Source organism: Nocardiopsis sp. NRRL B-16309 (genome assembly GCF_001279585.1).
Lineage (GTDB): Bacteria > Actinomycetota > Actinomycetes > Streptosporangiales > Streptosporangiaceae > Nocardiopsis.
In genome coordinates this window covers 34,806-61,368 of sequence record NZ_LGEC01000074.1, presented here as the reverse complement: position 1 = coordinate 61,368, position 26,563 = coordinate 34,806, and the positions used below count along the sequence as shown (strand labels likewise).

Below are 26,563 nucleotides of genomic sequence, written 5' to 3'. Positions count from 1 at the left end.
GGGGGGAGTGGGGCACCACGTGAGAACCTCTGGCGCCTCGGCGGTTCCAGATCGCCGGGGGAGCGTGGGGCCCGGGGAACCCTTGGGCGCCTCGTCCGGTCCAGGGCGCCGGTGTCGGCGCGGGCCGGTCAGGGCAGCTCGTGCAGCCGGACGCCGCGGACGTCGCCGTCGGCGGCCTCCAGCGTCATGTACGTGTGGTGCGGCTGGCGGCGCCGGTCGGTGGGCGAACCGGGATTGAGCAGCCGCAGGCCCGAGGGGGCGCGCGTGTCCCAGGGGATGTGGGAGTGCCCGAACACCAGCACGTCGCTGTCGCTGAAGCGCCGCTCGCACCGCTTCTCCCGGCCGCGGGCCGCCCCGGTCTCGTGCACGACGGCGAAGCGCACCCCGCCGAGCGTGGCGCGGGCGATCTCGGGCAGCCGGGCGCGTAGGTCCGGCCCGTCGTTGTTGCCGTACACGGCGACCAGGCGGCGGGCGCGGGCCGCCAGGCGGTCCAGGCTCTCCGCGTCGCACCAGTCGCCCGCGTGCACGACGACGTCGGCCCGGTCGACCTCGTCCCACACGCGTTCGGGCAGGTCGCGGGCACGGCGGGGGATGTGGGTGTCGGACAGCAGGAGCACGCGCATGGGGGCAGGGTAGTCCAGCCCCGCCCGCGAGGCGTGTGTCCTGGGGCCGCCATGGCGCGCCGGGACCGGGCGGCGCCGATCCCGCTCAGGGCGCGTGCGTCTCGGAACCGGATCCGTCGTGCCTGGGGACCGGGCCCGTTGTGACCCGCGGCCGGGCCGGGGGTGTCGCGGGCACAGGCGTCCGGGAGGCCGGGCCGGGCGTGTCCTGGCAACGGCCTGTCGTGTTCCGGAAGAAGCTCGCGTGATGCCGGACCCGGTCCATCGCGGTCCGGGGGCGGGTTGGGAGTGTCCCGGGCATCCTGCCGTGTCCCGGGACCGGCCCGTCGGAAGCGTCGCCCGCGGGCGTCAGTCCCGCGGTGCGCGGACGACCGCCACGGGCCGGGTGGAGTGCGTGAGGACGGACTGGCTCACCGAGCCCAGCAGCATCCCCGCGAACCCGCCGTGCCCGCGCGATCCCACCACGAGCAGGTCGGCGTCCTCGGCCTCGCGGATCAACCGCCGGGCCGCGTGCCCGGCGACCACGACCTCCGTCACCCGCACCCCCGGGTGGTGTTCGCGGCCCGGCCCGGTGGCCTCGACGAGCAACTCACGGGCGATCTCCTGGGCGGCCGCGCGCTCGGACTCGGACGGGCCGCGGTAGGCCGCCTTCGCCAGCGGTCCGGCGAACAGGCTCGGCGGGTCGTCGCAGACCATGGTGACGGCCAGGGTCGCTTCGTGGTCCTCGGCGACGGTGAACGCCCAGTCCAGTGCCGCCATCGAGGCGGGCGAGCCGTCGACGGCCACCACGATCCGGCCGGACCGGGGTCCGTCCGCGTTGGACGGGACCACCACGACGGGGCAGGCGGCCTCCGCCGCGAGCCGCGTCCCGGTGGAACCGAGCACCGCCGACCCCAGGGTTCCCAGACCCCGCGACCCCATGACCAGGACCTCCGCGTCCCTGGCCTGCGTCAGCAGCACCGGTACGGTGTCGCCGTCGACGTAGACCGGTTCGATGGCCACCTCGGGTGTGCGCGCACCGGCCCGCTCCCGTGCGTCGTCCAGAATGCGTCGTGCGAAGTCGTCGGGGTCGAACCCCGGTGCTCCCCTGGCCGCGACGCGGCGCATCGGCCACTCGAAGGCGTGGACGACGCGCAGTCCGCGGTCCCGGATCCGGGCCTCGTCGGCGGCCCAGTCCAGGGCCCGCAAGCTCTGTTCGCTCCCGTCCACCGCGGCCACCACCGGCCGCGCCGCTCCCTCGCCCACGGAGTCCCCCTCGTCGCCGATCGCGTCCTGATCCTCACGCTAGGCGCCACCGCGGGCGGGCGCCCGGGTACGACGCACCTTCCGAGCACGCGAGCGCCCATCGGTTCCGGGACCTATGGCACTGGCGGAACGGTTCGACCACGGGCGCGGACGACGGCGCTGTCACGCGGGGCCGTGCGGCTCCACGCTCACCGCGTGGCGGCGGTCGCGCACGAGCGCGGCCGTCGACCATCCGGACATCTGCGCCGGGGTCTCACTCCTCGGTGCTGTAGGTGTTGTACTCGTGCGCGCGCTCCTGGCCGGACAGCTCGTGGATGGCGTCCATGACGCGGTCGGTGATCACCCGGCGCGCCTTGCCCGGAGCCAGGTGGTCGTAGCCGGTGGAGAAGTCCAACGGCTCCCCGAAGCGCACCGTGAACGGGTGCGGCCGAGGCATCGACGCGCCGATCGGCTGGACCCGCTGCGTGCCCGAGACCGCCACCGGGACGACCGGCGCCTTGGACTCCATGGCCAGGTGCGCCACTCCGGTGCGCCCCCGGTACAGGCGTCCGTCCCGGGAGCGGGTGCCCTCGGGGTAGACCACGCACGCCTCGCCCTCGCGGAGCCGGTCGAGCATCATCTCCAGCGACAGCAGCGCGTCGCGGGCGTTGCCGCGCTGCACCGGCATCGCCCCCAGGGAACTGAACACGGTCCTGGTGGCCCGACCCTTGAGGCCGGTGCCCTCGAAGTAGTCGCTCTTGGCCAGGAAGCGCACCCGCCGGTGCGTGACCGAGAGCGGGATGACCACGCTGTCGACGAACGACAGGTGGTTGCTGGCCAGCAGGACGGCGCCGCGGGCAGGGACGTTCTCACGGCCCTCGATGGTCGGGCGGCACAGGGTCCGGGCGAGCATCGCCGCGGTCTGCCGCAACGCACCGTAGAGCACGTGTTCTCCCTCACTCGGTCGGTGGATGACGCACACCAATGTAAGGGCGACCGGCCGGTAACCACGGCGTCGGGGTAGGCGGAGTGCCGTGTGTCACCCACCGGGCCCGGTGGAGGGTATCGGGCCAGGTGGGAGCCGGTGCTGCCTGCCGCGGCGCGGGTCGGAGCGCGGTTCGGCCGTCCGGCGCGGATCCAGCCCGCCCGGCCACGGTTCAGCGCGCGGTGGGGGGTCCAGCCCTCCTGGCCACGGGCCAGCGTGCCCGGCGCGGGGCTCAGCCCGCGCGGCGCCACTCTGCGTTGGCGCCGCACACCACCAGGCAGGGGCGCTCGCCGGGCACCAGGCCCGCCAGCCAGGCGGCGAAGGGTACGGCGGCGGCCGGTTCGGTGGCGATGCGGAACTCCTCCCACAACCGGTCCTGGGCGGCCAGGATCTCGTCGTCCCCGACCAGCGCGGTCGTCACCGGGTGCGCGCGCAGCACCTCGAAGGGCACCTCGCCCAGGGTGGCCGCGCCCAGGGCGGAGGAGGCGACGGAGTCGACGGGGCCCTGGACGGGGTGGCCCGCGGCCAGCGCGGCGTGCAGGCTCTGGCACCCGCGCGGCTCCACCCCGACCACGCGCCGGTCGCCCGAGCCGAGGCGCACCCCGGCCACCAGTCCGCCTCCGCCGACGGCGACCGCGACGGTGTCGCACTCGGGCGCGTCGGCGGCGATCTCCAGGCCGATGGTGCCCTGTCCGGCGACCACGAGCGCGTCGTCGTAGGCGTGCAGGTAGCGCACGTCCTCGGCGTGGGCGCGCGAGCGCGCCTCGGCCGCCGCCTGCGCGTACTCCTCGCCCACCCGGACGATCTCCGCGCCGGTGGCCGCCAGGGGAGCGGCCTTGGCCTCGGGGATCGTCTCCGGGACGTAGACCGTGGCGCGCACACCGAGCAGCCGGGCCGCCGTCGCCACCCCGAGCCCGTGGTTGCCGCCCGAGGCGGTGATGACCCGGTCGGTCGGCGGGCCGCCGAGCAGGGCGTTGAGTGCTCCGCGCAGCTTGAACGCGCCCGTGCGCTGCAGGTACTCCAGCTTCAGCGAGACCGGGCGGCCGTCGATCTCGGTGTGCAGCACGGGGGTGCGCCGGGCGTAGGGCGCGATGCGCTCCGCGGCGGCTCGGACGTCGGTGGCCGTGGGGACTGCCTGCGCGGTTCTGGGGCTCATAGGGACCACTCTGCCGCTACCGGGCATTAACTTAAAGTTGGGCTTGCTAAATATCCTTAAGCAGATGTTTGTGTCAGATTTTGTTGAGCAGGGGGGACGGCATGCTGGACGCCAACAGGTTGCGCGTGCTGGTGGAGATCGCCCACGCCGGATCCATCGCCGCCGCGGCCCAGCGGCTCTCCTTCACCCCGCCCGCCCTCTCCCAGCAGCTGACCAAGCTGGAGCGCGAGGTGGGCTGCCCGCTCGTCGAACGCGGACGCACCGGGGCCACGCTCACCGAGGCGGGCCTGGTCCTGCTCGACCACGGGGAACGGGTCCTGGGCCAGCTCCGCGACGCCGAGGCCGCGGTCCGGGCCGTGGCGGGCGAGCCGCCGGGGCGCCTGTCCCTGGGCGCCTTCGCCAGCGCGGGCAAGGTCCTGTTGCCCGCGACGCTCGCGGCGTTCGGCAGCGAGCACCCGCACGTGCGCCTGTCGCTGTCGGACATCGAACCGCCCGGGGGCTACGACCTGGTGACCTCCGGCGACCTCGACCTGCTCATCACCCACCGCTACCCGGGCGCGCCCCTGCCCGCCACCCGGGGCCTGCACCGGGAGCGCATCCTCGTCGACCCGCTCATGGTCGTCGCCCCCACCGGGCACCCCATCGCCGACCGGGACCCGTCCCTGGCCGACCTCGCCGAGGAGGAGTGGATCTGCGGAGCGCCGGGCATCCACAACCGGGTGACCCTGGACGACGCCGCCGCGGCCGCCGGGGTGCGCCTGAACGTCACCTACGAGACACGCGACTACGAGGTGGCCCTGGCGCTCATCGAGGCGGGTGTCGGCGTGGCGCTCATCCCGCGCAGCATCCTTGGTGCGGCCCGCGGCGGGGGCTGGGTCGGCCGTCCGCTGCGGGGCGCCAGCCTGGCGCGGGAGATCTTCGCCGTCCACCGCGGACGGGTGACCGACCCGGTCCCGGCCATGGTCGCGGTCCTGCGGCGCACGGCCGCGCGCGCCCTGGACTACAGCGGCGGAGCCCCGGGCGGGGACGGGGCGTTCCACCGGTAGCGCAGGGCCAGCACGCGCACCACGAAGCACAGTACGGCGCCGACCACCGCGACCCAGCCCGCGCCCAGGCCGAAGACCGACACCACGACCACGAACCCGGCGCCGAGCGTGGCCGGGACGGCGTACAGGTGGGAGTTCGCGCTGAGCACCGTCGGGACCCGGTTGAGCAGCACGTCGCGGATGGTGCCGCCGCCCACGCCGGTGATCACGCCCAGGATCGTCGCCTGGAGCGGACCGAACCCGAGTTCCATCGCCTTGGTCGCGCCGATCACCACGAACAGGCTCAGGCCCGCGGCGTCGAACAGCAGGATCGGCTTGCTCAGCTGGTCCAGCTGGCGGCTGAGGAAGAACGCCAGGGTCGCTCCGGCCAGCGCGGTCACCAGGTACCGCCAGTCCTGGAAGGTCGCGGGCGTCACGCCGAGCAGGACGTCGCGGATGATCCCGCCGCCGATGGCGGTGATCACGCCCAGCGACATGACACCGACGATGTCCACGCGCGCGGTGCGGACGGCCGTCAGGGAGCCGTCCAGGGCGAAGGCGAAGATCCCGACGAGATCGAGGACGAGGAGAAGGGTCTGGGTGGACATGCGTGTGCGCCGGGACGGCGTCCTTCCGGGGATGCTGGCGGTGTCGACCCGCCAGTACACCACGCCTCCGGCGGCGCCCCGGCACGTTCCAGACGTGACACGCCGCACGCGCCCCTGGTCGGGCACGTGCCCCCGGACCCCGTGCGTACCGCCGGGTCCACCGGGACCTCTGGCTCCGGGCCGATCCCTGCTCCTGCGGGCCTGGGACCTGGGCACGCCACGCCCCTGTGTACCTCCGGGGTCACACGCACCTCTGGCCCCGCACGCGTGGCGGGGCCCGTCGCGGCGCGTGCCGCGACGGGCCCCGGCCCGGATCTCACACCCCGCTGTCCTCCCGTTCGCGTCCCGCGGCCACCGGCGCGGCCTCCTCGGGCACGGCGGCGGACCCGGTCGGCGGCACGTGGCGCAGCAGCGTGAGCGCCAGGACCGCGCCCACGGCGGAGAGCGCCGCCGCGACCCACGCGGCCGCGTTGAGCCCGTCGGTGAACGCGGCCTGCGCCGAGTCCACCAGCGCCGCCCCGGCGTCGGCGGGCATCCGCTCGGACGCCGTCAGCGCCCCGGGCAGGCTCTCGCCCGCCCGTTCCGCCTCCGCTCCCGCGGCCCGCGCCGGTTCGGCGGCGTGGAGGCGGTAGACCGCCGCGCCCACACTGCCCAGCAGGGCCACACCGAGCGCCACGCCCAGGTCGCTGGCGGTGCTCTCGACCGCCGAGGCCTCACCGGCCTTCTCCGGCGGGGCCGCGCCCATGACCAGACCGGGTACCAGCGCCATGGTCGGCGCGATGCCGGGATAGAGGATGTAGAAGCCCGTGACCAGCAGGCCCAGACCGGCCTCGGAACCGACCTGCGTCATGACGAGGTAGCCCGCGGTCGACAGCGCCAGCCCGGCCGCGATGAGCAGGGCGGGCCGCACGCGGCGCGCCAGCACCGGGGTCACCGCGGACACCACGACCAGCGCCATCGCCGCCGGGAGGATCCACAGCCCGGTCCGCAGCGGCGACTCCTCGGCCACCAGCTGCAGGTACTGGGTGAACAGCAGGTAGATCCCGCCCAGGGCGACGGCCGCGAGCATGAACACGCCCAGCGCCCCGCTGAACGTCCGGTTCGCGAACAGCCGGATGTCCAGCAGCGGGTCGGCCAGCCGTGCCTGCCTGCGGACGAACACCACCGCGAAGACCACCCCGGCGACCAGGGCGGCCACCGGCAGCACGGCCGGACCCGTCTCCGCGAGCTTCTTGATCCCGTACACGAACGGGAGCAGGGCGGCCAGCGACAGCACGACGCTGAGCGGTTCCAGGCGGCCCGCCCTCGGAGCGCGGTACTCCGGGACCAGCAGGGGCACGGCGACCAGCACCAGCGCCATCACCGGCACGCCCACGAGCATGGCGGCGCCCCACCAGAAGGACTCCAGCAGCAGCCCGCCCACGAGGGGGCCCAGGGCCACGCCCACCGAGACCGAGGCCGCCCACAGTCCGATGGCCACACCCCGCTGCCGTTCGTCGCGGAACATGGTGGTGATCAGGGACAGGGTGGCGGGCATCAGCGCCGCCGCGCCCAGGCCCATCAGTGCCCGTGCGGCGATCAGGACCTCCGGCCCGGGGGCGTAGGCGGCGGCCACCGAGGCGGCGCCGAACACCGCCGCGCCCGCCAGGAGCAGGCGCCGGCGCCCCACCCGGTCGCCCAGCGTGCCCATGGTGACCAGGAACCCGGCCATCACGAACCCGTAGATGTCGTTGATCCACAAGAGCTGTCCGCTGCTCGGCGCCAGATCGACGGCGATGTAGGGGGTGGCCAGGAACAGGACGGTCATCGCGAGGAAGAGGAGCACGGTGGGCAGTAGCAGCACCACCAGCCCCAGCCAGCTGCGTACGGTCGCCCGTGGCGCCGCGGTGTGGGAGTCGTGCGAGGTCATGAGAGGGATGTCCCTTCGGAGATGGATGGTGTCGCGTGCGCCTGAGGCGCCGCGCGGACGTCAGAACGCGGGAGGACACCGGTCGCGGGCCGACCGCAGGGCGCGGGCCCACCAGTCGAGCCGCCGGAGCATGCCCTCGGCGTGCCGTGCGGCTCCGGCCAGGAGCGCGGTGTCGGGGGAGCGCACGGCGACCGGGTCGGGCACCGGGACGGCGTGGGCGCTCGCGAAGACCTCGCGCAGCTGGTGCGCGGCGTGCGAGCCCCCGGCGTGCCCGCCGTAGGAGCAGAACCCGACCGGCTTGGCCCACCACTCGGCGTCGAACCAGTCGACGGCCGTCTTGAGCGGGCCCGGAACGCCGTGGTGGTACTCGGCGGTGACCACGACGAACGCGTCGGCCCCGGCCAGCCACGGCGCCAGGTCGCGCACCGAGCACGGCCGCGTGCCGGGGGCACCGTCCGCGTCCGGATCGCCGGAGGGGGCACCGAGCGGAGGCGGGTCCGCCGGCAGACAGGCGGCGGCCAGGTCGATCGTGGCCGCCTCCAGGCCCGTACCGGCGTGTGCGAGTCCGGTGAGCCAGTCCGCGACCGCGGCCTCGAACCGGGGCGCTCCGCCCCCGCCGATCACGATCGCCATTCGCGGCCGAGTCCCGTCCATGTCCCGCTCCCCTCACCGTCCGGCTGATGCACACACCGTGGCGAGGAGGGCTTCGGGTTTCCTCCGGATCCGCTCAGGACGACCGGAAGGGCGCCTGAAGTCGCAGGTCGAGGCCGTGTGCCCCGCCTCCGACGCGCGCCCGCACGGCACACCCCGTTCGCCCGGCCACTCGGGGGCGCCCCTCGGCCCTTCGCCCTCCCGGTCGAACGGTCGCTCCCCAGCGCCCCGGACGCGCTCGCCCGTGGCCCGCTACCGCCCTGGCCGTCCGCCCGTCGTCCCGGCCGTCTCGCCGCCGCCCGACATGGGCCTGCCCGTCGCTCCCGTCGTCCGGCCGTGGCCCTTCACCCCCACGGGCGCCTGCGGCGCGGGGCGTCCTGTGCGACGGACGGCCCGCACCGAACGGGTCCTAGGCTTGCCGCATGCGATTCGGTGTTCTGGGTCCGTTGGCGGTGTGGACCTCACAGGGGCGGCCCGTGCGCGTCCCCGAGGTCAAGGTCCGGCTCCTGCTGGCCGGCCTGCTGGTCGACCCGGGCCGCGTGGTGCCCGCCGACCGGCTGGTGGAGGCCCTGTGGGGCGACGCCCTGCCCGCCCACCCCTCCGCCTCCCTGCAGACCCGCGCCTCCCAGCTGCGCCGCGCCCTGGAGGACGCCGAACCCGGCGCCCGCGCGCTCCTGGTCTCCCGTGCCCCCGGCTACCTCCTCGACGCCGCACCCGAGGACGTCGACGCCCAGGACTTCCAGGCGCTGCTCACCCGGGCCCGCGCCGCCGCCGGCCCGGCCGCCCGCGCCGCCCTGCTCGGCGACGCACTGGCCCTGTGGCGCGGCCCCGCCTTCGGCGACGTCGCCGACCACCCCTTTGCGCGCGCCGCCGTCACCCGTCTGGAGGAGCAGCGCCTGACCGCGCTGGAGGACCAGGCCCAGGCGCGCACGGATCTGGGCGAGCACGTCCTGGTCGCCGACGAACTCGGCGACCTCGTCGAGCGCCACCCCCTGCGCGAGCGCCTGCGCGCCGCCCACATGCGCGCGCTCTACCGCTCCGGGCGCCAGGCCGAGGCCCTGGAGTCCTACCGGCGCCTGCGCGCCCACCTGGCCGACGACCTCGGGCTGGAACCCGGCCCCGACCTCGTCGCCCTGCACCAGGCGATCCTCGCCCAGGACCCCGCCCTGGGCGCGACTCCGGCCCCCGCGCGCGCGGTCCGGGCGGGGCGGGGGCCGGGGCTGCCCGTCCCCGCCAGCTCCCTGGTCGGCCGCGACGAGGACATCGCCCGCATCCGCGCCCTGCTCGCCACCGCACGCCTGGTCACCCTCACCGGGCCCGGCGGTGTCGGCAAGACCCGGCTCGCACTGGCGGCGGCCGACGGAGCCGCGCCGCCCGACGGGGTGCACCTGGTCGAACTCTCCGGGGTCACCGCCCGGCCCGGCGCGCCGGGCCTGCTGGAGGCCGTCACCGCGGTCGTGGCGGCCGCTCTGGACGTGCGCGACGACACCGCCGCCACCAGCCCCTTCCCCGCCTCCGGGGGCGCCCCTCCCGTGGACCGCCTCGCCGACGCCGTGCGCGCACGGAGCGCGCTCCTGGTCCTGGACAACTGCGAACACGTGGCGGAGCCGGTCGCCGACCTCGTCGCCGCCCTGCTGCGCTCCGCGCCCGGTGTACGGGTCCTGGCCACCAGCCAGGTGCCCCTGTCGCTGACCGGCGAACACCTCTGGCCCGTCCAGCCGCTCGCCGTCCCCGCCCCGGGCGCCCCGGCGGAGGCCGTCCGGGCCGCGGACGCGGTCCGCCTCTTCGCCGCGCGCGCCGCCGCGGCCGACCCCGGCTTCGAGATCACCGACGAGGACGCCGACGCGGTCGCCGCCCTGTGCCGCCGCCTGGACGGCGTGCCGCTCGCGCTGGAACTGGCCGCCACCCGGGTCCGCGCCCTCGGCGTGCGGGCCCTCGCCGCCCGCCTGGACGACCGCTTCGCCCTGCTCTCCCAGGGGCCGCGCGACGCACCGGACCGCCAGCGCACCCTGCGCGCCGTCCTGGACTGGAGCTGGGAGCCGCTGGCCGACGCCGAACGGGCGGTCCTGCGCAGGCTCAGCGTCCACGCCGACGGATGCACCCTGGAGGCGGCCGAAGCCGTGTGCGCCGACGCCGGCGTCCCCCTCCCGCGCGTGCTCGACCTGCTGTCCGGACTCGTCGACCGCTCCCTGGTCACCGTGGCCGCCCGCGAGGCGGGGCCGCGCTACCGGCTGCTGGAGTCGGTGGCCGCCTACGCGGCCGAGCGGCTGCGCGAGGCGGGCGAGGAGACCGCGGTGCGGCGGCGCCACCTCGACCACTACACCGACCTGGCCGAACGCGCCGATCCCCACCTGCGCACGGCCGACCAGCGGCGGTGGCTGCGCCACCTGGACGGCGAGTCGGCGAATCTGCGCCTCGCCCTGGAGACCGCCGTGGCCGCCGGAGCGGCCGGGGCCGCCCTGCGCCTGGTCAACGCCCAGGCCTGGTACTGGGTGATGCGCGGGCGCCTGGCCGAGGGGGTGCGCGCGCTCGACGCCGCCCTGGCCCTGGCACCGGCGGACGGCGACACCGACGGCGAAGCACGGCGGACGGCCGCCCTGTGGCGCGAGGGACTGGCCAACGGCATCGGTGGCAGCCGCCCGGGCGCGCCCGCCGTCACCGGCGCCCCGGACTCCGACGCCCGGCTGCGGGCCGCCTGGTACCTCCTGCACGTGCGCGACGGCTTCTCCACGGGAGAGGAGGGCGACGACCTCGCCCGACGCGTCCGGGCGGGTGTGCGCGGACGGACCGAGCCCTGGGTCGCGGCGGCGCTGGTGGCGAGCACGGCCCGCCGGGCGTTCGCCCGCGGCGACCTCGCCGCGATGAGCGAACACGCCGATCGCGCCCTGGCCCTGTTCACCGAACTCGGTGACCGGTGGGGCCAGGCCCTGGCCACCTTCCTCCTCGGCACCCACGCCGAGGTCACCGGCGACCTCGACGGCGCCGCCCGCCACCACCGCGCCGCGCTGCGCACGGCCGAGGCCCTCCGACTGTGGACCGAGGTCGGCGAGCGGCTCACCTCCCTGGGACGCGTCGCCCTGCTCCAGCGCGACCTCGACCGCAGCCAGGACCTGCACGAACGCGCCCGCCGCATCGCGGTCGAGCACGGCCACGTGGTGGGGGAGGAGTCCGCGGTCCTCGGGCTCGGGCTCATCGCGCGCCGCCGCGGGGACACCGACGCCGCGCGCGAGCACCTGGGCGCCTGGCTCGACTGGCACCTGCGGGCCGGATCGGACTTCGGCGCGGCGCTCATCCTCGCCGAGCTGGGCTTCGCCGCCGAACAGGACGGGGACGCGGCCGGTGCTGAGGCGCACCACCTGCGCGGCCTGGACGCCGCGCGCCGCACGGGCGACCCGCGCGCGGTGGCCCTCGCCCTGGAGGGCCTGGCGGGAGCCCGCGCGCTGGCCGGGGACCACGCGCACGCCGCCCGTCTGCTCGGCGCCGCCGAGGCCCTGCGCGACTCCGTGGGCGCGCCGCTGCCCGCGGCCGAACGCGGCGACGTCGACCGGATCGAGTCCCGCGTGGGGGCGTCGCTGGAGGCCGGTGTCATGGACAAGGAGCGCCGTCGGGGCCGTGACCTCACTCCCGACCAGGCCGTGGACCGGCACGCCCACGGGTGAGCGGCCGGTCGGTCGGCGGCCCGGCCCGGTGGCGCGCGTGTCGGGTCTTCCGGACGCGCCGCCCAGCGGACACCATCGGAGTCGACCCCGACGGACGGTGGACGGAGCCAGGCATGGAACACATGGACGCGGTCGTGATCGGCATGGGCCCCGGAGGGGAGACGGTCGCGAGCCGCCTGCTCGCCGCGGGCCGGCGTGTCGCGGTGGCCGAGCGCGAACTCATCGGCGGCGAGTGCGCCTACTGGGCCTGCGTCCCCACCAAGACGCTGCTGCGCCCGCCGGAGGCCCGGGCGGGTGCCGACGGCACCGCCGGGCTGTCGCGGCCGGGCCTGGACTGGCCCTCACTGCGCGCCTACCGGGACCAGATGATCCGCCACCTGGACGACTCGGCCCAGGCCGAGGGGTACCAGGAGCAGGGCGCCCTCGTCCTCAGGGGCCGGGGCCGCGTCACCGGGCGCGACCCCTGGCGGGTGGAGGTCGGCGGGACCGAGGTGAGCACCGACCACGTGGTGGTCGCCACCGGCTCGGCCGCGCTCCGCCCGCCCGTGCGGGGGCTGGACGACCTCGACCCCGCCACCGTGTGGACCAACCGCGAGGCCACCACCCTGACCGACGTCCCCCGGCGGGCCGTGGTGATCGGGGGGAGCGCGGTGGGCGTGGAACTCGGCCAGTTCCTCGCCAGGATGGGCACGAACGTGACCGTCGTCCAGCGCGGCCCCCGGCTGCTGGACCGCGAGGAACCGCGCCTGTGCGCCCTGGTCACCGACCAGTTCGCGCGCGACGGCATCACCGTGCGCACCGGCACCGAGGTCGCCTCCGTCGCGCGCGGGGCGGGCGAGGTCGTCGCGGAGCTGTCCGACGGCACCACCGTGCGCACGGACGTGGTCGTGCTCGCGACCGGGCGGCGCCCCCGCGCCGACGGCCTGGGCCTGGAGGAGGCCGGCGTCGAACTGGACCGGACCGGCCTGGTCGTGGACGAGCACTGCCGGGCGGCGCCGGGCCTGTGGGGCACCGGCGACGCGACCGGACGGGCGCTGTTCACCCACGTCGCCAAGTACCAGGGGCGCGTGGTCGCCGACAACATCCTCGGCGGCGACCGCACCGCCGACTACACCGCCGTGCCGCGGGTGGTGTTCGCCGATCCCGAGATCGCCGCCGTGGGACTCACCGAGGCCCAGGCGCGCGAGCGGGGGATCGACACCGTCACCGCCGAGGCCGACCTGCCCGCGACCCTGGCCCGCCCCTGGACCTACGCCACCGATCCGCGCGGCACCCTGGGCCTGGTCGCCGACCGCGAGCGGGGCGTCCTGGTGGGGGCGTGGGCGTTCGCGCCGCTGGCCTCGGAGTGGATCCACACCGCGGCCCTGGCGATCCGGGCGCGCCTGCCCCTGTCCGTCCTGACCGACTCCATCATCCAGTTCCCCACCTTCGGCGAGGCCTACCTCATCGCCCTGGAGAACCTGGAACTCTAGGAAGGGGCCGGGACGCTCCCGCGCCGACGCCCCCGTGCTCAGGCGGCGCCGGTGCGGTCGCGGTCCCCCTCGCCGAGCGTGAACGCCTCGTGCAGCCGGTGGTCGGACTCCTCGGCGCCCGCCCGCAGCGCGGCCAGCCAGGCCGCGCCCCCGGCGGTGGAACCGGCCAGGACGATCCGCGATCCGACGGCCCCGAGGGCCAGCTTGCGGGTGAGCGCCTCGCGGACGGGGCCGGAGTGCAGCAGGACGCCCCCGGCCAGGACGATGGGCCGGCACTCGCCCGGGGTGCGTACCTGGTGCACCGAGTGGGCCAGATGGCCCGCAGCGGCGTTGATGATCACCTCGGCCGCCGGGTCCCCCTGCTCGTGGGCCCGGCTGACCATCGGCGCGAACGCGGCCAGCCGGACCGGGGGAGCGGCGGTCAGGGTGCGCGCGAAGTTGCGGGCGTGCTCCTCGGGCAGGTGGTCGTGTCCGTCGACCGGCCGCTGGCCCGGGATCACCTCCTTGGCCACCGAGCGCGCCAGCGGGCTCAGCTCCCCGCCGCGCGAGAGCTGTCGGGCGGTCTCCTTGGCGGCCTGGTGCCCGATCCAGAACGCCGACCCGTCGTCCCCGATGAGCCAGCCCATCCCGTCGGCCGACCGGTCGCGCCGCCGGGCCACGATCCTGGTGGCGATGGCCCCCGTGCCCGCGATGAGCACGGTTCCGTCCGGCACCGCGGTCCCCGCCGCGAAGGCGATCTCGTCGTCACCGGTGAACACGCTGTCCACGGACGCCAGGCCCGCCTCGGCCAGCGCGCCCTCCATGGCCGCGCGCACATCGGAGTCGCGCAGCGCCGACACCCCGGCCAGCCCCACGACGACGGTGGCGACCGCGCCGCGCGACCGCGGCCCCGCCTGGTCCAGGGCGCCCTCGACCGCCTCGGCGAGCTGGGCGGCCGCGTGCTGGGCCCCGTGGGCGTTGGGGTTGGCCCCGCCGGCCCACGACTCACCGAGCCGTCGGCCCGTGAGCGTCGTGACCAGGGCGCGCGCGCTCGTGCCGCCCGCGTCCACCCCCACCACGAGTCTGGGTCGGCCACCGACGGGGTGGCGGTCGCTGCGGTCGGGGCGGGTGGTGGTCGAGTGCGTCACAAGGAAGGCTTGCCCGTCTCGACACGCCGTTACTCGCACGCGGGAAAACCTGTGGCCGGAGCCGCGGCGCGCCTGGTAGGCATGCGTGCATGACGAACAGTTCCGTAACCGGTCCGTCCGGTAGGCGCCCCGACGACTGGACCGTGCGCGGCATCGGTGGCGACGAGTTCCCCGAGGTGGCCAGGGTGGTGGGGGAGGCGCTGCTGTCCCCGGTGGACGTGGAGAGCCGTGTGGAGCGGCTCCGGCCGATCATCGGCGAATCCGGCCTCGACCGGATCCTGGTGGCCGTGGACGGCGACGAGGTGGTCGGCGCCGTCAACTCCTTCGACTTCGAGATGGCGATGCCGGGCGGCCCGCGCCAGGTCGCGGGCGTGACCGGCGTGGGTGTGTGGCCCACGTACCGGCGGCGCGGCGTCCTGAGCGCGCTCATGCGCCGCCAGCTCGCCGACCTGCGCGGGGCCGGTGAGAGCGTCGCGGCGCTCTGGGCCAGCGAGGGCGGCATCTACGGGCGGTTCGGGTACGGGGCCGCCTCCATGGAGGCGGAGCTGTCCATCGCCTCCCCCCACGCCGCGCTGCGCGCCGACGCGCCCCGCGACCCGGAGCTGACCGTGCGCCTGACCGACCCCGGCCGGGTGCGGGATGAGCTGGAGGCGCTCTTCCGCCAGGAGGCCGCCACCCGGATCGGGCGCTTCCAGCGCTCGGAGGCCTGGTGGGACCGCGTGCTGCGCGACGAGCGCGACGAGCGGGGCGACCACGGCCCCCTGCGCGCGGCCCTGGTGGACGGACCCGGCGGCCCCCAGGGCTACGCCCTCTACCGGGTCCGGGCCGACTGGGGACACACGGGCCCGCGGAGCGAACTGCGCGTCCAGGAGATGGTCTCCACCACCCCCGCCGCCCGCGTGGCGCTGTACGAGCACGTCCTCTCCCGGGACCTGGTCGCCAAGGTCGTCTTCGGCTCCGCCGCAGTGGACGATCCGCTGTGGGCGCTGGCGGCCGACCGGCAGCGGATCGGCGCCGTCCCGGGCACCGCGCTGTGGATACGCCTGGTCGACGTGCGCGCGGCCCTGTCCGAGCGCGGCTACGCCGCTCCGGTGGAGACGGTCGTGGAGCTCACCGACCGCCACGCGCCCTGGAACGCCGGGCGCTGGAGGCTCAAGGCCGACCGCGACGCCGCCCGGGCCGAGGCCACCGAGAGCGGCCCGGACCTGTCGATGGACGTGTCCCACCTCGGCGCGGCCTACCTGGGCCAGAACACGCTGGCGGCGCAGCTGGCCGCGGGCGTGATCACCGAGCACACCCCGGGCGCGGCCGAGCGGTTCGACGCGGCGCTGCGCGTCCCGCACGCGCCGCTGTGCGCCGTCATCTTCTAGACCGCACTCCCACACACCCCACCCGCGGACCAGCGCCGCCGCCCCGCACGCCCGACCGGACGTGCGGGGCGGGACGGAACACGCCCTAGCCCAGGGCCTTGACCAGGCGGTCCAGGTCGGACTCGTCGTTGTACAGGTGGAACGAGGCGCGCAGCCGCCCGTTGCGCACGGCCACGGCCACCCCCGCCTCCGCCACGCGCTCGGCGGCCCCCTCGGGGGCCGGGAGCGAGACGATCGCCGATCCCGTGGGCTCCAGGTCCCGCGCGGCGCGCAGCCGGTCGCCGAGTGCGGCGTTGTGGGCGCGGATCGTCTGCACTCCGACCTCCTCGATGAGCTCCAGGGCCGGGGCCAGACCGATCCACGCCGCCCACACCGGCGCCAGGTCCAGGCGGCGCGCGTCCTCGGACAGCCGCAGCGGCCCGCCGTAGAGGGAGTCCCACGGCTCCGCGCCCGCGAACCAGTTCGGCGCGAGCGGCGCCAGTTCCGCCAGCGCCTCGGCCGTACCCGTCAGGAACGCGGCGCCGCGCGGCCCGAGCAGCCACTTGTAGGCGCTGCACACGGTGTAGTCGATCCGCTCGGCGGGGACCGGCAGCCATCCGGCGGACTGGGTGGTGTCCACCATCAGCCGGGCACCGTGGGCGCGGCAGGCGGAGATCAGGTCCTCCAGGGGAGCGATCGCCCCGTCCGCGGACTGCACGGCCGAGACGGCCACCAGGGCGGTGTCCGGACCGACCTCGTCGGGCAGCCGGTCCAGGGGCACCTCGCGGACGGTGACGCCCTCCCTGGCCATGAAGGGGAAGACCACCGAGGCGAACTCGTGCGCGGGCGCGAGCACCTCGGCGCCCGCGGGAACGGAGGCGGCGACGGTCCCCGCGAACTGGGCGACGTGGGTTCCGATGGCGATCCGCTCGGCGGGCACCCCGGTGATCCGCCCGTAGGCGGCGCGGACCGCCGCGATGGCCGGGTCGGCGGAGTCGGCTGAGAAGCGCCCCGACGCCACCTCGCGCACGTGCTCCTCCAGAGCCCGGGTCGCCCGCAGGGGCGCCAGTCCGTGGGTGGCCGTGTTGAGGTAGGTGGTCTGAGGGGCGAACTGCTGCTGGGCGGCGTGCAGCCGCGCGCGCTGGGAGTCGTCCATGCCCCGATGCTCACAGCCGGCCGCGGCGGGCTCAAGGGCCAATTCCGGCCGCGGGCCGGACCTCCTCAGCTGCGGAACTTGGCCTTGGCCTCGGTGGAGCCGGCCATGAGCTTGTTGAGGAGGCGGACGAGCTCCTGGCGCTCGGCGGGTTCCAGGGCCTCGGCCCAGGCGCTCTCGCGCCGGTTGTGCGCGCGGAAGCCGCCCAGGATCGCCCGGTAGCCGTCCTCGGTGAGGCTGAGCTGGAGGGCGCGGCGGTCGTGGGTGGCGCGTTCGCGCAGGATGAGCCCGTCCCGTTCCAGCGTGTTGAGCAGTGCGGACAGCGCGGCGCGGCTCATCCCCGAGATCTCGGCGGTGGTCTTGGCCTCCATGGGGCCCGCCAGCCACAGCGCGAAGATCACCCGGAACCCGGGCCAGGTCAGGCCCCGCGGCCGGTGGACGCTCGACTCCAGGTCGTAGATCACCATGCTCGTCGCCCGGTTGAGGGTGAGGACCAGGCGCATGGCGTCGGCGTTGACGGAGGGTAGTTCCTGCTCGGCCTTCTGCACCGCGTAGTCCACGAATGACCAGAAGGTGAGATCGCTGGGGGGAGCGGTGTTGTGGGTCACGGACCCAGACTAGGGCGTCCTCCGCGGACGCCGCGTCGCAGGGGAGTCCGCGGAGCGCGCGGACACATCGACATCCGGGACCGGTCGGGTGCGGGCGCCACCGGCGCGCGGTGGCGCCTCGGGGACACCCGCGGGGACGGACAGTAGTCTGTGGCTGTGACGTGTATCACCACATCACCTCTTCTTCCCCTCTTGGGGGTGTGGTGCGGGACACGTTATGGTCCAACTAATCAAATGTTTGATCATAAGGGCGGTGACCGCCGCCCGCGCGAGTGAAGGGCCTTCGACCATGGCAGCCAAGCCGTTCGCCTCCTCCGCCGACACCGAGGCCAAGCAGCAGACCCTGGAGATCCTGGCCGACGGTGTCTACGCGCTCACCGCCGAGGGCGACCCCAACGTGGGCGCGATCGAGGGCGAGGACTTCGTCGTCGCCTTCGAGGCCCTGGCCACCCCCGCCGCCGCCCGGGACTGGCTCGCCCTGCTGCGCGAGCACACCGACAAACCCGTGCGCTACCTGGTCCTGTCCCACTACCACGCGGTCCGCGTCCTGGGCGCCAGCGCCTTCGACGCCGAGATCATCCTCACCCACGAGAAGACGCACGAACTCATCCGCGAACGCGGCAAGGAGGACTGGGCCAGCGAGTTCGGCCGCATGCCGCGCCTGGCCAAGGACCCCGACTCCGTCCCCGGCCTGACCTGGCCCACCCAGACCTTCGCCGACCGCACCACCATCGACCTGGGCGGCGACCGCGGTGAACTGGTCCTGGAGTACTTCGGGCGCGGCCACACCGAGGGCGACATCGTCGCCTGGCTGCCCAAGCACCGCATCCTCTTCGCCGGGGACCTCGTCGAGGCCGAGGCCGCGCTCTACACCGGCGACGCCTTCCACCACGACTGGGCCGGCCCCACCCTGGACGCCGTCGCCGCGCTGGAGGCGGAGATGCTCGTCGGCGGGCGCGGCGCCGTCACCCGGGGCCGCGACCAGGTCGACGCCGCCATCGCCCAGACCCGCGGCTTCCTCACCACCATGATCCGCGAGGTCGGCGCCGTCCACGAGCGCGGCGGCACCCTCAAGGAGGCCTTCACCGCCGCCCACGGCGCGCTGGAGGGCACCTACGGGCACTGGCCCATCTTCGAGCACTGCCTGCCCTTCGACGTCTCGCGCCTGTGGGACGAGTTCTCCGGCATCGAGCGCCCCGTGATCTGGACCGCCGAGCGCGACCGCGAGGTCTGGGACCGGCTCCAGGACTGACCCGGGTCGGTCCGGCCGCCCCCGCGCCGGACGACCACCGACCACCGCCCGCCACCGATCCCAGAACGGAGCCACCATGCGCCCCCCAGCTCCCCGCAGTCCGTCCGAACCCGCCGCCGACCCGGTCCTGGTGCTCGGCGCCGGCCCCGTGGGCCAGACCGCGGCCCTGCTGCTGGCCCGGCGCGGCGTCCCCGTCCTGGTCGTGGACGGCCGCCCGGCACGCGACGCCGTCGGGTCCAAGGCCATCTGCCAGCAGCGCGACGTCCTGGACGTCTGGGACTGGCTGGGCGGCGGCACCATCGTCCGCGAAGGCCTGACCTGGGACACCGCCCGCACCTTCTACCGCGGCCAGGAGCTGTTCAGCGTCCGCCTGCCGGACCCGGGCGCCTCACCCCTGCCGCCCTTCGTCAACATCTCCCAGTCCCGCACCGAACAGGTGCTCGACGAACTCCTGGACCGGGCGGGCGTCCGGGTGCGGTGGGACCACCGCGTCAGCGGCCTGACCCAGGACGACGAGGGCGTCACCGTCACCTGCGACACACCCGAGGGGCCCGTGGACCTGCGCGGGACCCACGCCCTGTCCTGCCTCGGCGCCCACGGCGGGGTCGTGCGCGAGGCGATCGGCGCGTCTTTCGAGGGCACCTCCTTCGACGACCGCTTCCTCATCTGCGACATCCGCGCGGAACTGCCCGGCTGGGAGCGCGAGCGCCGCTTCTACTTCGACCCGGAGTGGAACCCCGGCCGCCAGGTGCTCATCCACCCCTGCCCCGGCTCCGTCTTCCGGATCGACTGGCAGGTCCCCCCGGACTTCGACCTGGACACCGAGCGCTCCAGCGGCCGACTGGACGCCCGCATCCGCCAGATCATCGGGGACACGCCCTACGAGATCGTGTGGCACTCGGTGTACCGCTTCCACACCCGCACCACCGACCGCATGCGTGCGGGGCGCGTCCTCCTGGCGGGCGACAACGCCCACCTGGTGGCGCCCTTCGGGGCGCGCGGCCTCAACTCCGGTGTGCAGGACGCGGAGAACGCCGCCTGGAAGCTCGCCTACGTGCGCGCCGGATGGGCCCCGCCGGAACTCCTGGAGACCTACGAGACCGAGCGCCACGCCGCCGCGCTGGAGAACGCCGACGTCACCAGCGCCACCATGCGCTTCCTCGTGCCCCATGACGAGGCCGAGCGCGAGCGGCGCGTCAGCGTCCTGGACCGGGCCCTGACCGACGACGGCGTCCACGCCCAGGTCGACTCGGGGCGTCTGGCCGAACCCTTCTGGTACACCGACTCCGCCCTGACCACCCCGTGCCCCGAGCGGCCCTTCGGCGGCCGGCCGCCCCGGGGGCGGGCCCCGGCCCCCTGCCCCGGCGTCATGCTGCCCGACGCCCCCGTCACGCTCCCGGGCGGCCCCGGGCCCACACGGATCCGCGCCCTGCTGCGGGAGGGGCTGACCCTGCTCGTGGGCGCGGTACCCGCCGCCGACCGGGCGGGCTTCCTCGCCCGCGTGCGCGGCGCCGCCCAGGACGCCACCCACGCCCCCGTCACCGCCCTGTACCTGGACGACATCGACACCACCGGCGCCCTGGCCGCCGCCCTGGCCCCCGAGCCCGGCCAGGTCTGGCTCGTGCGCCCCGACGCCCACGTCGCCGCCGTCCTGGCCGGGACCGACACCGAGGCCCTGCGCCGGGCCGTGCGCACGGCCCTGGGCGCCGCGGTCCGCCCGGCGGCCGGGAGCGCCGACCGGGACGAAGCCGCGGACGGCACCGCGCGCACTGACGGCACCGAAGGCGCCGCAAGCACTGACGGCGCCCACGGCTCCGCACGCACCGACGGCACGCCCCCGGGCCCGGGGGCCGCTCCCGCCACGCACGCACCCAGCCCACGGTAAGGAGATCACCGCCATGGCCCACTACCGCCACGTCGGCGAGGTGCCCCGCACCCGCCACACCCGCCACACCCAGCACCGCAACCCCGAGGGCGGGCTGTACTACGAGGAACTGATGGGGGAGGAGGGCTTCTCCAGCGACTCCTCGCTGCTCTACCACCGCGCCATCCCCTCGGCCATCGCCGACGCCGCGCCATGGCCGGTGCCGGACCTGACCCGCACGCCCAACGCGCCGATGGTCCCCCGCCACCTGCGCCTGCACGAACTGTTCTCCGACCAGGACTGGAAGGCCGCCGACGTCGTGGAGTCGCGCCGCCTCGTCCTGGGCAACGACGACGTGCGCATCTCCTACGTGGTCGCAGGGGCGCCCTCGCCGCTGTACCGCAACGGCATCGGCGACGAGTGCGTGTACGTGGAGTCCGGCGCGGCCCGCGTGGAGACCGTGTTCGGCGCCCTGGAGGTCGGCGGCGGCGACTACGTGATCCTGCCCCGCGCCACCACCCACCGCTGGGTGCCCACCGGCGACGGGCCGCTGCGGGCCTACGCCATCGAGGCCAACAGCCACATCGCGCCGCCCAAGCGCTACCTGTCCCGCTACGGGCAGTTCCTGGAGCACGCGCCCTACTGCGAACGCGACCTGCGCGGACCCACCGAGCCGCTGCTGGCCGAGGACGAGATGGTCGACGTCCTCATCAAGCACCGCGGCGACGGGCCCGGCGGGATCTCCGGCACCCGCTACACCTACCCCACCCACCCCTTCGACGTCGTGGGCTGGGACGGGTGCCTCTACCCCTACGCGTTCAACGTCGCCGACTTCCAGCCCATCACCGGCCGCGTCCACCAGCCGCCGCCCGTCCACCAGGTCTTCGAGGGGCACAACTTCGTGATCTGCAACTTCGTGCCCCGCAAGGTGGACTACCACCCCGAGTCCATCCCCGTGCCCTACTACCACTCCAACGTCGACTCCGACGAGGTCATGTTCTACTGCGGCGGCGACTACGAGGCACGCAAGGGCTCGGGGATCGGCCAGGGATCGATCTCCCTGCACCCCGGCGGACACTCCCACGGCCCCCAGCCCGGCGCCTACGAGCGCAGCGTCGGCGTCCACTACTTCGACGAACTGGCCGTCATGGTGGACACCTTCCGCCCGCTCGACCTGGGCGAGGGCGGCCGGGCCTGCGACGACGGCGGCTACGCGTGGACCTGGGCCGGAGGACGCCGGTGAGCGCCCGCGCACGGGGGGAGGCGACCCCATGAGCGACGCCCTGTACGCCCACCTGTTCGACGACGCCGCGCTCTTCCCGCCCGGGAACGCGCCCATGGGCGAGGCCGTGCCCGCCCACCGCGCCCACCTGGCCGGGCGCCGCGCCCTCTACGTGGGGCCGTTCGTGGTCTCCGACGCCCGCACGGCCGAGCTGCGCACCTTCCTGAGCAGGGAGGACGCACGGCACGATCCGCTGGCCGTCGTCGTCACCGTGCCCGGCGGGCCCGACGCGGTCGAATCCGCGGTGGCCGCCGTCCGGGCCGACCCCGGGCTGCGCCTGGCCGCCGTGGAGGTCGCCGCCGAACCGGGCCGGGCCGGCGACGCGGCCGAGCAACTCGACCGGCACCTGCCCGAGGGCGCCGAGGGCTACGTCGAGCTCTCACGCGTGGGCGACGTCAACGCCGACCTGGCGGCCCTGGCCGCCACCGGCCACCGGGCCAAGTACCGCACCGGAGGCCTGGTCCCCGAGGCCCACCCCGACGAGGCGGAGCTCGCCCGGCTGCTGCACGCGGCCGTCGCGGCGGGCGTGCCGTTCAAGTGCACGGCCGGGCTGCACCGCGCCGTCCGCCACACCACCGCGGAGGGGTTCGAACAGCACGGCTTCCTCAACGTGCTGCTGGCCACCCACGCCCTGGTGGCGGGCGCCGACCCCGAGGAGGCCGCCGGCGTGCTGGCCGAGCGCGACGGGCCGGCGGTGGCCGCACGGATCGGCGCGCTCACCCGCGAGGAGGCCGCGTCCGTCCGGCACGCCTTCCGCTCCTTCGGCACCTGCAGCGTCACCGAGCCGCTGGAGGACCTCGTGGTCCTCGGCGCGCTGCCCGCGGCCCGCACCCACTGACCACCCGACACCGACCAGGAAGCGACCCCCATGCCCGACAGCTGGCTCGACCTCGACCCGGACGCGCCCTTCGGACTCGCCACCCTGCCCTACGGGGTGTTCAGCACCGCCGCCGACCCCGCGCCGCGCACCGGCGTGGCCGTGGGCGCCCACGTCCTGGACCTGGGCGCGGCGGCCCGCGCCGTGGGCGCCCCCTTCACCGACACCGTCGCGGGCCCCTCGCTCGACGCGCTCATGGCGGCCGGGCGACCGGTGTGGGACCAGGTCCGCGAGGCCCTGACCACCTGGCTCACCGACCCGGTCCACGAGGCGGCCGTGCGCCCGCACCTGGTGGAGCGCGACTCGGTCTCGCTGCACCTGCCGTTCACCGTCGCCGACTACGTGGACTTCTACGCCTCCGAACACCACGCGAGCAACGTCGGCCGCATCTTCCGGCCCGAGCAGGAGCCCCTCACCCCGAACTGGCGGCACCTGCCGATCGGCTACCACGGCCGCTCGGGCACCATCGTGGTCTCGGGGACCGACATCGTGCGGCCCACCGGCCAGCGCAAGCCGCCGACCGAACCGGCCCCCGTGTTCGGCCCCTCGGCCCGCCTGGACATCGAGGCCGAGGTCGGGTTCGTCGTGGGCGCGCCCAGCCCCATGGGCGGGCGCGTGGCCGTCGACGACTTCGCCGACCACGTGTTCGGGGTCTTCCTGCTCAACGACTGGTCCTCGCGCGACCTCCAGGCCTGGGAGTACGTGCCGCTCGGCCCCTTCCTCGGCAAGTCGTTCGCCACCTCGGTCTCGCCGTGGATCGTGCCGCTGGCCGCCCTGTCGGCCGCCCGGGTGGAGCAGCCGGCCCAGGACCCCGAGCCGCTGCCCTACCTCCGGGGCTCGCGGCCGTGGGGCCTGGACCTGCGCCTGGAGGTGCGTCTGAACGGGCACGTCGTGTCCCGGCCGCCCTTCGAGCTGATGTACTGGACCGCCGCCCAGCAGCTCGCGCACATGACCGTCAACGGCGCCTCCCTGCGCACCGGGGACGTCTACGCCTCCGGCACGGTCAGCGGCCCCGAACCGGGCCAGCGCGGCTGCCTCCTGGAGCTGACCTGGGCCGGCCGGGAACCGCTGCGCCTGCCCGACGGTACGGAGCGCACGTTCCTGGAGGACGGCGACGAGGTCACCATCACCGCCACCGCGCCGGGACCCGGCGGGACGCGGGTGGACTTCGGCGAGGTCGCCGGCCGCGTCCTGCCCGCACGGTAGGGACGCCGCTCCGCACCGGCCGCACCGAGCCCCGGACCCGCCACCGCAGGTCCGGGGCTCCGCCGTGTGCGGCAGAGCCACGATTAACCTCCCGGAAATGTCGTCGGCTGGGCACGGATGATATAAATCCGGTGCCCTCCATATAAATCGGAAGAGAATTCAGCCGACGATGCCGAAAATGAGACCCATGCCGTTCGAGCCGACCGGAGAGATCGCCGGAATTTCGTTCACTCCACCCGTGGCACGACGGATCGGGGCCAGAGGAACAGCAGGTGCGGGCCGCGCCCTGGCACCCGTGCTCGGCCCGGTCCTGGTCAGTCTGGTCCTGGTGTCCGGCTGCTCGGCCGGATCCGGCGACGGCCGCACCGTGCTCACCGCTCCGGCCGACGGGGGCGGCGACGCCACCGACCCCTCCGGCTCCGAGGGCCCCGACGGGACAGGCGATCCCGACGGCCCGCCCCCGCCCGACAACGTCGATCTGGCCGCCTTCGAACCACGGGAGGGCGGAGGCAGGATGCAGGACAGCTACCCGGTCGAGTTCTCCCGTGAGGCCGAGGGCGGCGTGTCGATGGTCCTGGCCTACCTGCGCGCGATCTCCACCAACGACACCGGTGAACTGGGCGGAGCCCTCACCGTCTACCACGCCGATGACCAGGAGTCGGACCCCGAATCGGTGGGCACGGAATTCCTGTCCGAGCGCGCGGTGGATATCTCCGAGGCGGCGCGTTCGGTCGGCGCGGATTTCGACCCGGAAAGGTATCCCTCCCCCGATTCGTCCCACCGCATCACGCCGATCGGTGTGATGTGGCGCACCGCCGGCGCCTCCACCGTCGAGGTGTACGTCCTCGCCGAGGAGCGCGTCGAGGACGGCCAGGGACTGGAGCTGGAACGGACGGAGGTCCACGGCCACGTCATCGAGTGGGACCCCGTCGCCCGGGTGGGCTTCGGTGACTGGCTCGTCACCGGGGAGCCGGACCCGGACGGCCACGGACTCCCCGACGACCAGCGCCACTCCATGGAGCACCCGTACTGGACGCCCGTCATCGTCCCCTAGACGTCGCGGGCGCCGCCGGCTAGTGCCGGCCGCCGATGCCCGAGCGGACGGCCGTGTGCCGGTTCTCCCGGGCGTCGGCGCGGGTGAGGTAGCCCGAGCGCACGTTGTGCACGTCCGAGCGCACGACCGCGGACACGTAGGAGCCGCGCGTCGGATAGCGCTCGGACAGCTCCTCCTCGCCGTAGGGCAGGTGCGTGCCGAAGAGGTAGCAGAACGCGCTGTCCGGGTCGGCCGCGCGGTTGGTGCCCGTGTTGAGAGCGGTGGGCGCCGTCAGCTGGGACAGCCGGATGCCGCCCAGCGCGTGCCCGTCCTCGTCGCGCAGGATCTCGCCCGAGGCGGTCCGCTCGATCGGATCGGCCCCGGGCGGCGGGGTCCCGTGGGCGGCCCAGTCCCGGAGGTGGTCGTAGGAGGCGTTGAGCGGATGCTGCAACGGAACCCGGCTGAACGGCGGGTCGGCGCACTCGAACTCGGTCTGCCCGCCCAGGTCGCGCTCCTCCAGGTCCGCCCGCGCCGCGCGCCCGGCCCAGCCCGAGTGGGCCGCGCCCGCCACCTCCCACACCCGCAGGGTGTCGGTGTCCTCCCGCGGCACGGATCCGGCGACGTCGGTCTCCGAGAGCACCTGGAAGACCGGCTCGGGGCGCTCGCCCGAGGGCGCCGGGCCCACCATGAAGCCGTACCCGTCGAAGACCGGTTCGGTGTGGGGCAGGACCTGTTCGTGGTAGACCGTCATCCTGGCGGCCGACTGCGACGCCCCGATCGCCAGGACCCCGTCGTACTCCAGGCCGCCGGCCAGGGGCCCGCCGCCGGGGACCCGCAGGGCCTGGGCGGCCTGGGCGAACACGTCGTAGGACAGCTGGTCGTCGCCGACCGTCCCGCCGTCGGTCACGTCCAGGTCGCCGTAGCGGGCCGGGCTCCACCCGGCCAGGTGGGACACGCCCACGTTCTGGGCCGAGACCCCCACCCACGTGTAGCCCGAGCGCATGATGTGGTCGGAGCTGGGCGCCCACAGGGCGTCGATGTCGTAGCCCGCGGTCACGTTCTGCCACTCGACCAGCGCGGTCCCGTTCGAGTCGCGCTCCTGGGCGGGCCGGCGCACGACCACCCGCGTCCGGTAGGGGTGCTCGGAGTCCGCGGCGCCGTCGGAGTACTGACGGGCGGTGCCCGAGACCAGGAACTCCTCCTCGACGTAGCCGTGGGCCTCCAGGTCGGCGTCGGTCGCGAAGAACGGGGCGGTGTCCCCGATGTCGTCGGCGGCCGGGTCGCCGGGCACGGCGCTCGGCAGCGGGCCCTCGACGTCGGGCAGGGGGACGGGCAGGAGGTCGGCGGGGGCCGGAGCGGCCGAGACCGTCGACGTGCACAGGAGGAGGCCGAGCCCGAGGGCGGCGGCCGCCCCGAGCCGGCGTGGGCGTGGTGCCACGGCGATCACCTTTCCTCGGGCGCGCAGGGGGTCCGCGCCCGCTCACTGGTGGGGCCAGGCGAACG

General features: G+C 75.3%; 21 protein-coding genes. 10 read left to right on the top strand and 11 right to left on the bottom strand.

Annotated elements, in window-relative coordinates:
• Positions 1-128: 128 nt before the first annotated feature.
• The 4 genes from ADL05_RS14935 to ADL05_RS14920 form a co-directional block, all read right to left on the bottom strand.
• Complete coding sequence (locus ADL05_RS14935) at positions 129-623, bottom strand: metallophosphoesterase (RefSeq protein ID WP_053617568.1); 495 nt, start codon at positions 621-623, stop codon at positions 129-131.
• A 345-nt stretch (positions 624-968) separates the two neighbouring features.
• Positions 969-1,865, bottom strand: a complete 897-nt coding sequence (locus ADL05_RS14930) for a universal stress protein (RefSeq protein WP_231640758.1) — start codon at positions 1,863-1,865, stop codon at positions 969-971.
• A 253-nt stretch (positions 1,866-2,118) separates the two neighbouring features.
• Positions 2,119-2,790: a 1-acyl-sn-glycerol-3-phosphate acyltransferase gene (locus ADL05_RS14925; RefSeq protein ID WP_053617567.1), complete on the bottom strand. Its 672-nt coding sequence runs from the start codon at positions 2,788-2,790 to the stop codon at positions 2,119-2,121.
• A gap of 271 nt (positions 2,791-3,061) precedes the next feature.
• Positions 3,062-3,985 (bottom strand): serine/threonine dehydratase, encoded by a 924-nt coding sequence (locus tag ADL05_RS14920; RefSeq protein WP_053617566.1) that lies wholly within the window; start codon positions 3,983-3,985, stop codon positions 3,062-3,064.
• Positions 3,986-4,086: 101 nt separating this feature from the next.
• Here ADL05_RS14920 and ADL05_RS14915 point away from each other — a divergent pair, with 101 nt between their 5' ends.
• A complete protein-coding gene (locus ADL05_RS14915) occupies positions 4,087-5,031 on the top strand; it encodes a LysR family transcriptional regulator (protein ID WP_053617565.1) in 945 nt (314 codons plus the stop codon).
• On the opposite strand, the gene ADL05_RS14910 is transcribed toward ADL05_RS14915, so the two are convergent.
• The 3 genes from ADL05_RS14910 to ADL05_RS14900 all read right to left on the bottom strand — a co-directional run bounded on the left by ADL05_RS14910 (position 4,986) and on the right by ADL05_RS14900 (position 8,160).
• Positions 4,986-5,618, bottom strand: coding sequence for a trimeric intracellular cation channel family protein (locus ADL05_RS14910; protein WP_053617611.1), 633 nt, complete (start codon positions 5,616-5,618; stop codon positions 4,986-4,988). The genes ADL05_RS14915 and ADL05_RS14910 overlap by 46 nt on opposite strands.
• 316 nt (positions 5,619-5,934) lie before the next feature.
• Positions 5,935-7,527, bottom strand: a complete 1,593-nt coding sequence (locus ADL05_RS14905; RefSeq protein ID WP_053617564.1) for an MFS transporter — start codon at positions 7,525-7,527, stop codon at positions 5,935-5,937.
• Positions 7,528-7,587: 60 nt separating this feature from the next.
• On the bottom strand, positions 7,588-8,160 hold the full coding sequence (locus ADL05_RS14900) for an NADPH-dependent FMN reductase (protein ID WP_053617563.1): 573 nt from the start codon (positions 8,158-8,160) through the stop codon (positions 7,588-7,590).
• A gap of 440 nt (positions 8,161-8,600) precedes the next feature.
• Here ADL05_RS14900 and ADL05_RS14895 point away from each other — a divergent pair, with 440 nt between their 5' ends.
• Both ADL05_RS14895 and ADL05_RS14890 read left to right on the top strand, forming a co-directional pair.
• Entirely contained in the window at positions 8,601-11,837 is a 3,237-nt protein-coding gene (locus ADL05_RS14895; RefSeq protein WP_053617562.1) for a BTAD domain-containing putative transcriptional regulator, read from the top strand.
• 113 nt (positions 11,838-11,950) lie between these two features.
• Positions 11,951-13,309, top strand: coding sequence for an NAD(P)/FAD-dependent oxidoreductase (locus tag ADL05_RS14890; RefSeq protein ID WP_053617561.1), 1,359 nt, complete (start codon positions 11,951-11,953; stop codon positions 13,307-13,309).
• A 38-nt stretch (positions 13,310-13,347) separates the two neighbouring features.
• On the opposite strand, the gene ADL05_RS14885 is transcribed toward ADL05_RS14890, so the two are convergent.
• Entirely contained in the window at positions 13,348-14,358 is a 1,011-nt protein-coding gene (locus ADL05_RS14885) for an N-acetylglucosamine kinase (protein WP_053617610.1), read from the bottom strand.
• Positions 14,359-14,525: 167 nt separating this feature from the next.
• On the opposite strand from ADL05_RS14885, the gene ADL05_RS14880 reads away from it, so the two are divergent.
• Positions 14,526-15,806 (top strand): GNAT family N-acetyltransferase, encoded by a 1,281-nt coding sequence (locus tag ADL05_RS14880; protein ID WP_053617560.1) that lies wholly within the window; start codon positions 14,526-14,528, stop codon positions 15,804-15,806.
• An 85-nt stretch (positions 15,807-15,891) separates the two neighbouring features.
• Here ADL05_RS14880 and ADL05_RS14875 read toward each other — a convergent pair whose 3' ends face one another.
• Positions 15,892-16,941, bottom strand: a complete 1,050-nt coding sequence (locus ADL05_RS14875) for an aminotransferase class V-fold PLP-dependent enzyme (protein WP_053617559.1) — start codon at positions 16,939-16,941, stop codon at positions 15,892-15,894.
• Positions 16,942-17,006: 65 nt separating this feature from the next.
• Positions 17,007-17,546: a MarR family winged helix-turn-helix transcriptional regulator gene (locus tag ADL05_RS14870; protein WP_053617558.1), complete on the bottom strand. Its 540-nt coding sequence runs from the start codon at positions 17,544-17,546 to the stop codon at positions 17,007-17,009.
• A 289-nt stretch (positions 17,547-17,835) separates the two neighbouring features.
• On the opposite strand from ADL05_RS14870, the gene ADL05_RS14865 reads away from it, so the two are divergent.
• The 6 genes from ADL05_RS14865 to ADL05_RS14840 all read left to right on the top strand — a co-directional run bounded on the left by ADL05_RS14865 (position 17,836) and on the right by ADL05_RS14840 (position 25,081).
• Positions 17,836-18,798, top strand: coding sequence for an MBL fold metallo-hydrolase (locus tag ADL05_RS14865; protein WP_053617557.1), 963 nt, complete (start codon positions 17,836-17,838; stop codon positions 18,796-18,798).
• 76 nt (positions 18,799-18,874) lie between these two features.
• Entirely contained in the window at positions 18,875-20,683 is a 1,809-nt protein-coding gene (locus tag ADL05_RS14860; protein ID WP_082376413.1) for an FAD-dependent monooxygenase, read from the top strand.
• A gap of 13 nt (positions 20,684-20,696) precedes the next feature.
• On the top strand, positions 20,697-21,905 hold the full coding sequence (locus ADL05_RS14855; RefSeq protein ID WP_053617556.1) for a homogentisate 1,2-dioxygenase: 1,209 nt from the start codon (positions 20,697-20,699) through the stop codon (positions 21,903-21,905).
• Between the two features lie 28 nt (positions 21,906-21,933).
• On the top strand, positions 21,934-22,782 hold the full coding sequence (locus ADL05_RS14850; RefSeq protein ID WP_053617555.1) for a hypothetical protein: 849 nt from the start codon (positions 21,934-21,936) through the stop codon (positions 22,780-22,782).
• A 30-nt stretch (positions 22,783-22,812) separates the two neighbouring features.
• The gene (gene fahA / locus ADL05_RS14845) at positions 22,813-24,027 is read left to right on the top strand and encodes a fumarylacetoacetase (protein ID WP_053617554.1); all 1,215 of its coding nucleotides are present in this window, start codon (positions 22,813-22,815) and stop codon (positions 24,025-24,027) included.
• A 238-nt stretch (positions 24,028-24,265) separates the two neighbouring features.
• Positions 24,266-25,081, top strand: coding sequence for a hypothetical protein (locus ADL05_RS14840; protein ID WP_156365853.1), 816 nt, complete (start codon positions 24,266-24,268; stop codon positions 25,079-25,081).
• A 19-nt stretch (positions 25,082-25,100) separates the two neighbouring features.
• Here ADL05_RS14840 and ADL05_RS14835 read toward each other — a convergent pair whose 3' ends face one another.
• Positions 25,101-26,498, bottom strand: coding sequence for an alpha/beta hydrolase domain-containing protein (locus ADL05_RS14835; RefSeq protein ID WP_231640757.1), 1,398 nt, complete (start codon positions 26,496-26,498; stop codon positions 25,101-25,103).
• Positions 26,499-26,563 lie beyond the last annotated feature (65 nt).

Bases quoted from the DNA above. Each gene is read 5' to 3' on its own strand.
- ADL05_RS14920 (WP_053617566.1), bottom strand. From the start codon at position 3,985: ATGAGCCCCAGAACCGCGCAGGCAGTCCCCACGGCCACCGACGTCCGA.
- ADL05_RS14875 (WP_053617559.1), bottom strand. From the start codon at position 16,941: ATGGACGACTCCCAGCGCGCGCGGCTGCACGCCGCCCAGCAGCAGTTC.
- ADL05_RS14855 (WP_053617556.1), top strand. From the start codon at position 20,697: ATGGCCCACTACCGCCACGTCGGCGAGGTGCCCCGCACCCGCCACACC.
- ADL05_RS14935 (WP_053617568.1), bottom strand. From the start codon at position 623: ATGCGCGTGCTCCTGCTGTCCGACACCCACATCCCCCGCCGTGCCCGC.
- ADL05_RS14890 (WP_053617561.1), top strand. From the start codon at position 11,951: ATGGAACACATGGACGCGGTCGTGATCGGCATGGGCCCCGGAGGGGAG.
- ADL05_RS14910 (WP_053617611.1), bottom strand. From the start codon at position 5,618: ATGTCCACCCAGACCCTTCTCCTCGTCCTCGATCTCGTCGGGATCTTC.
- ADL05_RS14900 (WP_053617563.1), bottom strand. From the start codon at position 8,160: ATGGCGATCGTGATCGGCGGGGGCGGAGCGCCCCGGTTCGAGGCCGCG.
- ADL05_RS14905 (WP_053617564.1), bottom strand. From the start codon at position 7,527: ATGACCTCGCACGACTCCCACACCGCGGCGCCACGGGCGACCGTACGC.
- ADL05_RS14860 (WP_082376413.1), top strand. From the start codon at position 18,875: ATGCGCCCCCCAGCTCCCCGCAGTCCGTCCGAACCCGCCGCCGACCCG.
- ADL05_RS14915 (WP_053617565.1), top strand. From the start codon at position 4,087: ATGCTGGACGCCAACAGGTTGCGCGTGCTGGTGGAGATCGCCCACGCC.
- ADL05_RS14895 (WP_053617562.1), top strand. From the start codon at position 8,601: ATGCGATTCGGTGTTCTGGGTCCGTTGGCGGTGTGGACCTCACAGGGG.
- ADL05_RS14850 (WP_053617555.1), top strand. From the start codon at position 21,934: ATGAGCGACGCCCTGTACGCCCACCTGTTCGACGACGCCGCGCTCTTC.
- ADL05_RS14880 (WP_053617560.1), top strand. From the start codon at position 14,526: ATGACGAACAGTTCCGTAACCGGTCCGTCCGGTAGGCGCCCCGACGAC.
- ADL05_RS14865 (WP_053617557.1), top strand. From the start codon at position 17,836: ATGGCAGCCAAGCCGTTCGCCTCCTCCGCCGACACCGAGGCCAAGCAG.
- fahA (WP_053617554.1), top strand. From the start codon at position 22,813: ATGCCCGACAGCTGGCTCGACCTCGACCCGGACGCGCCCTTCGGACTC.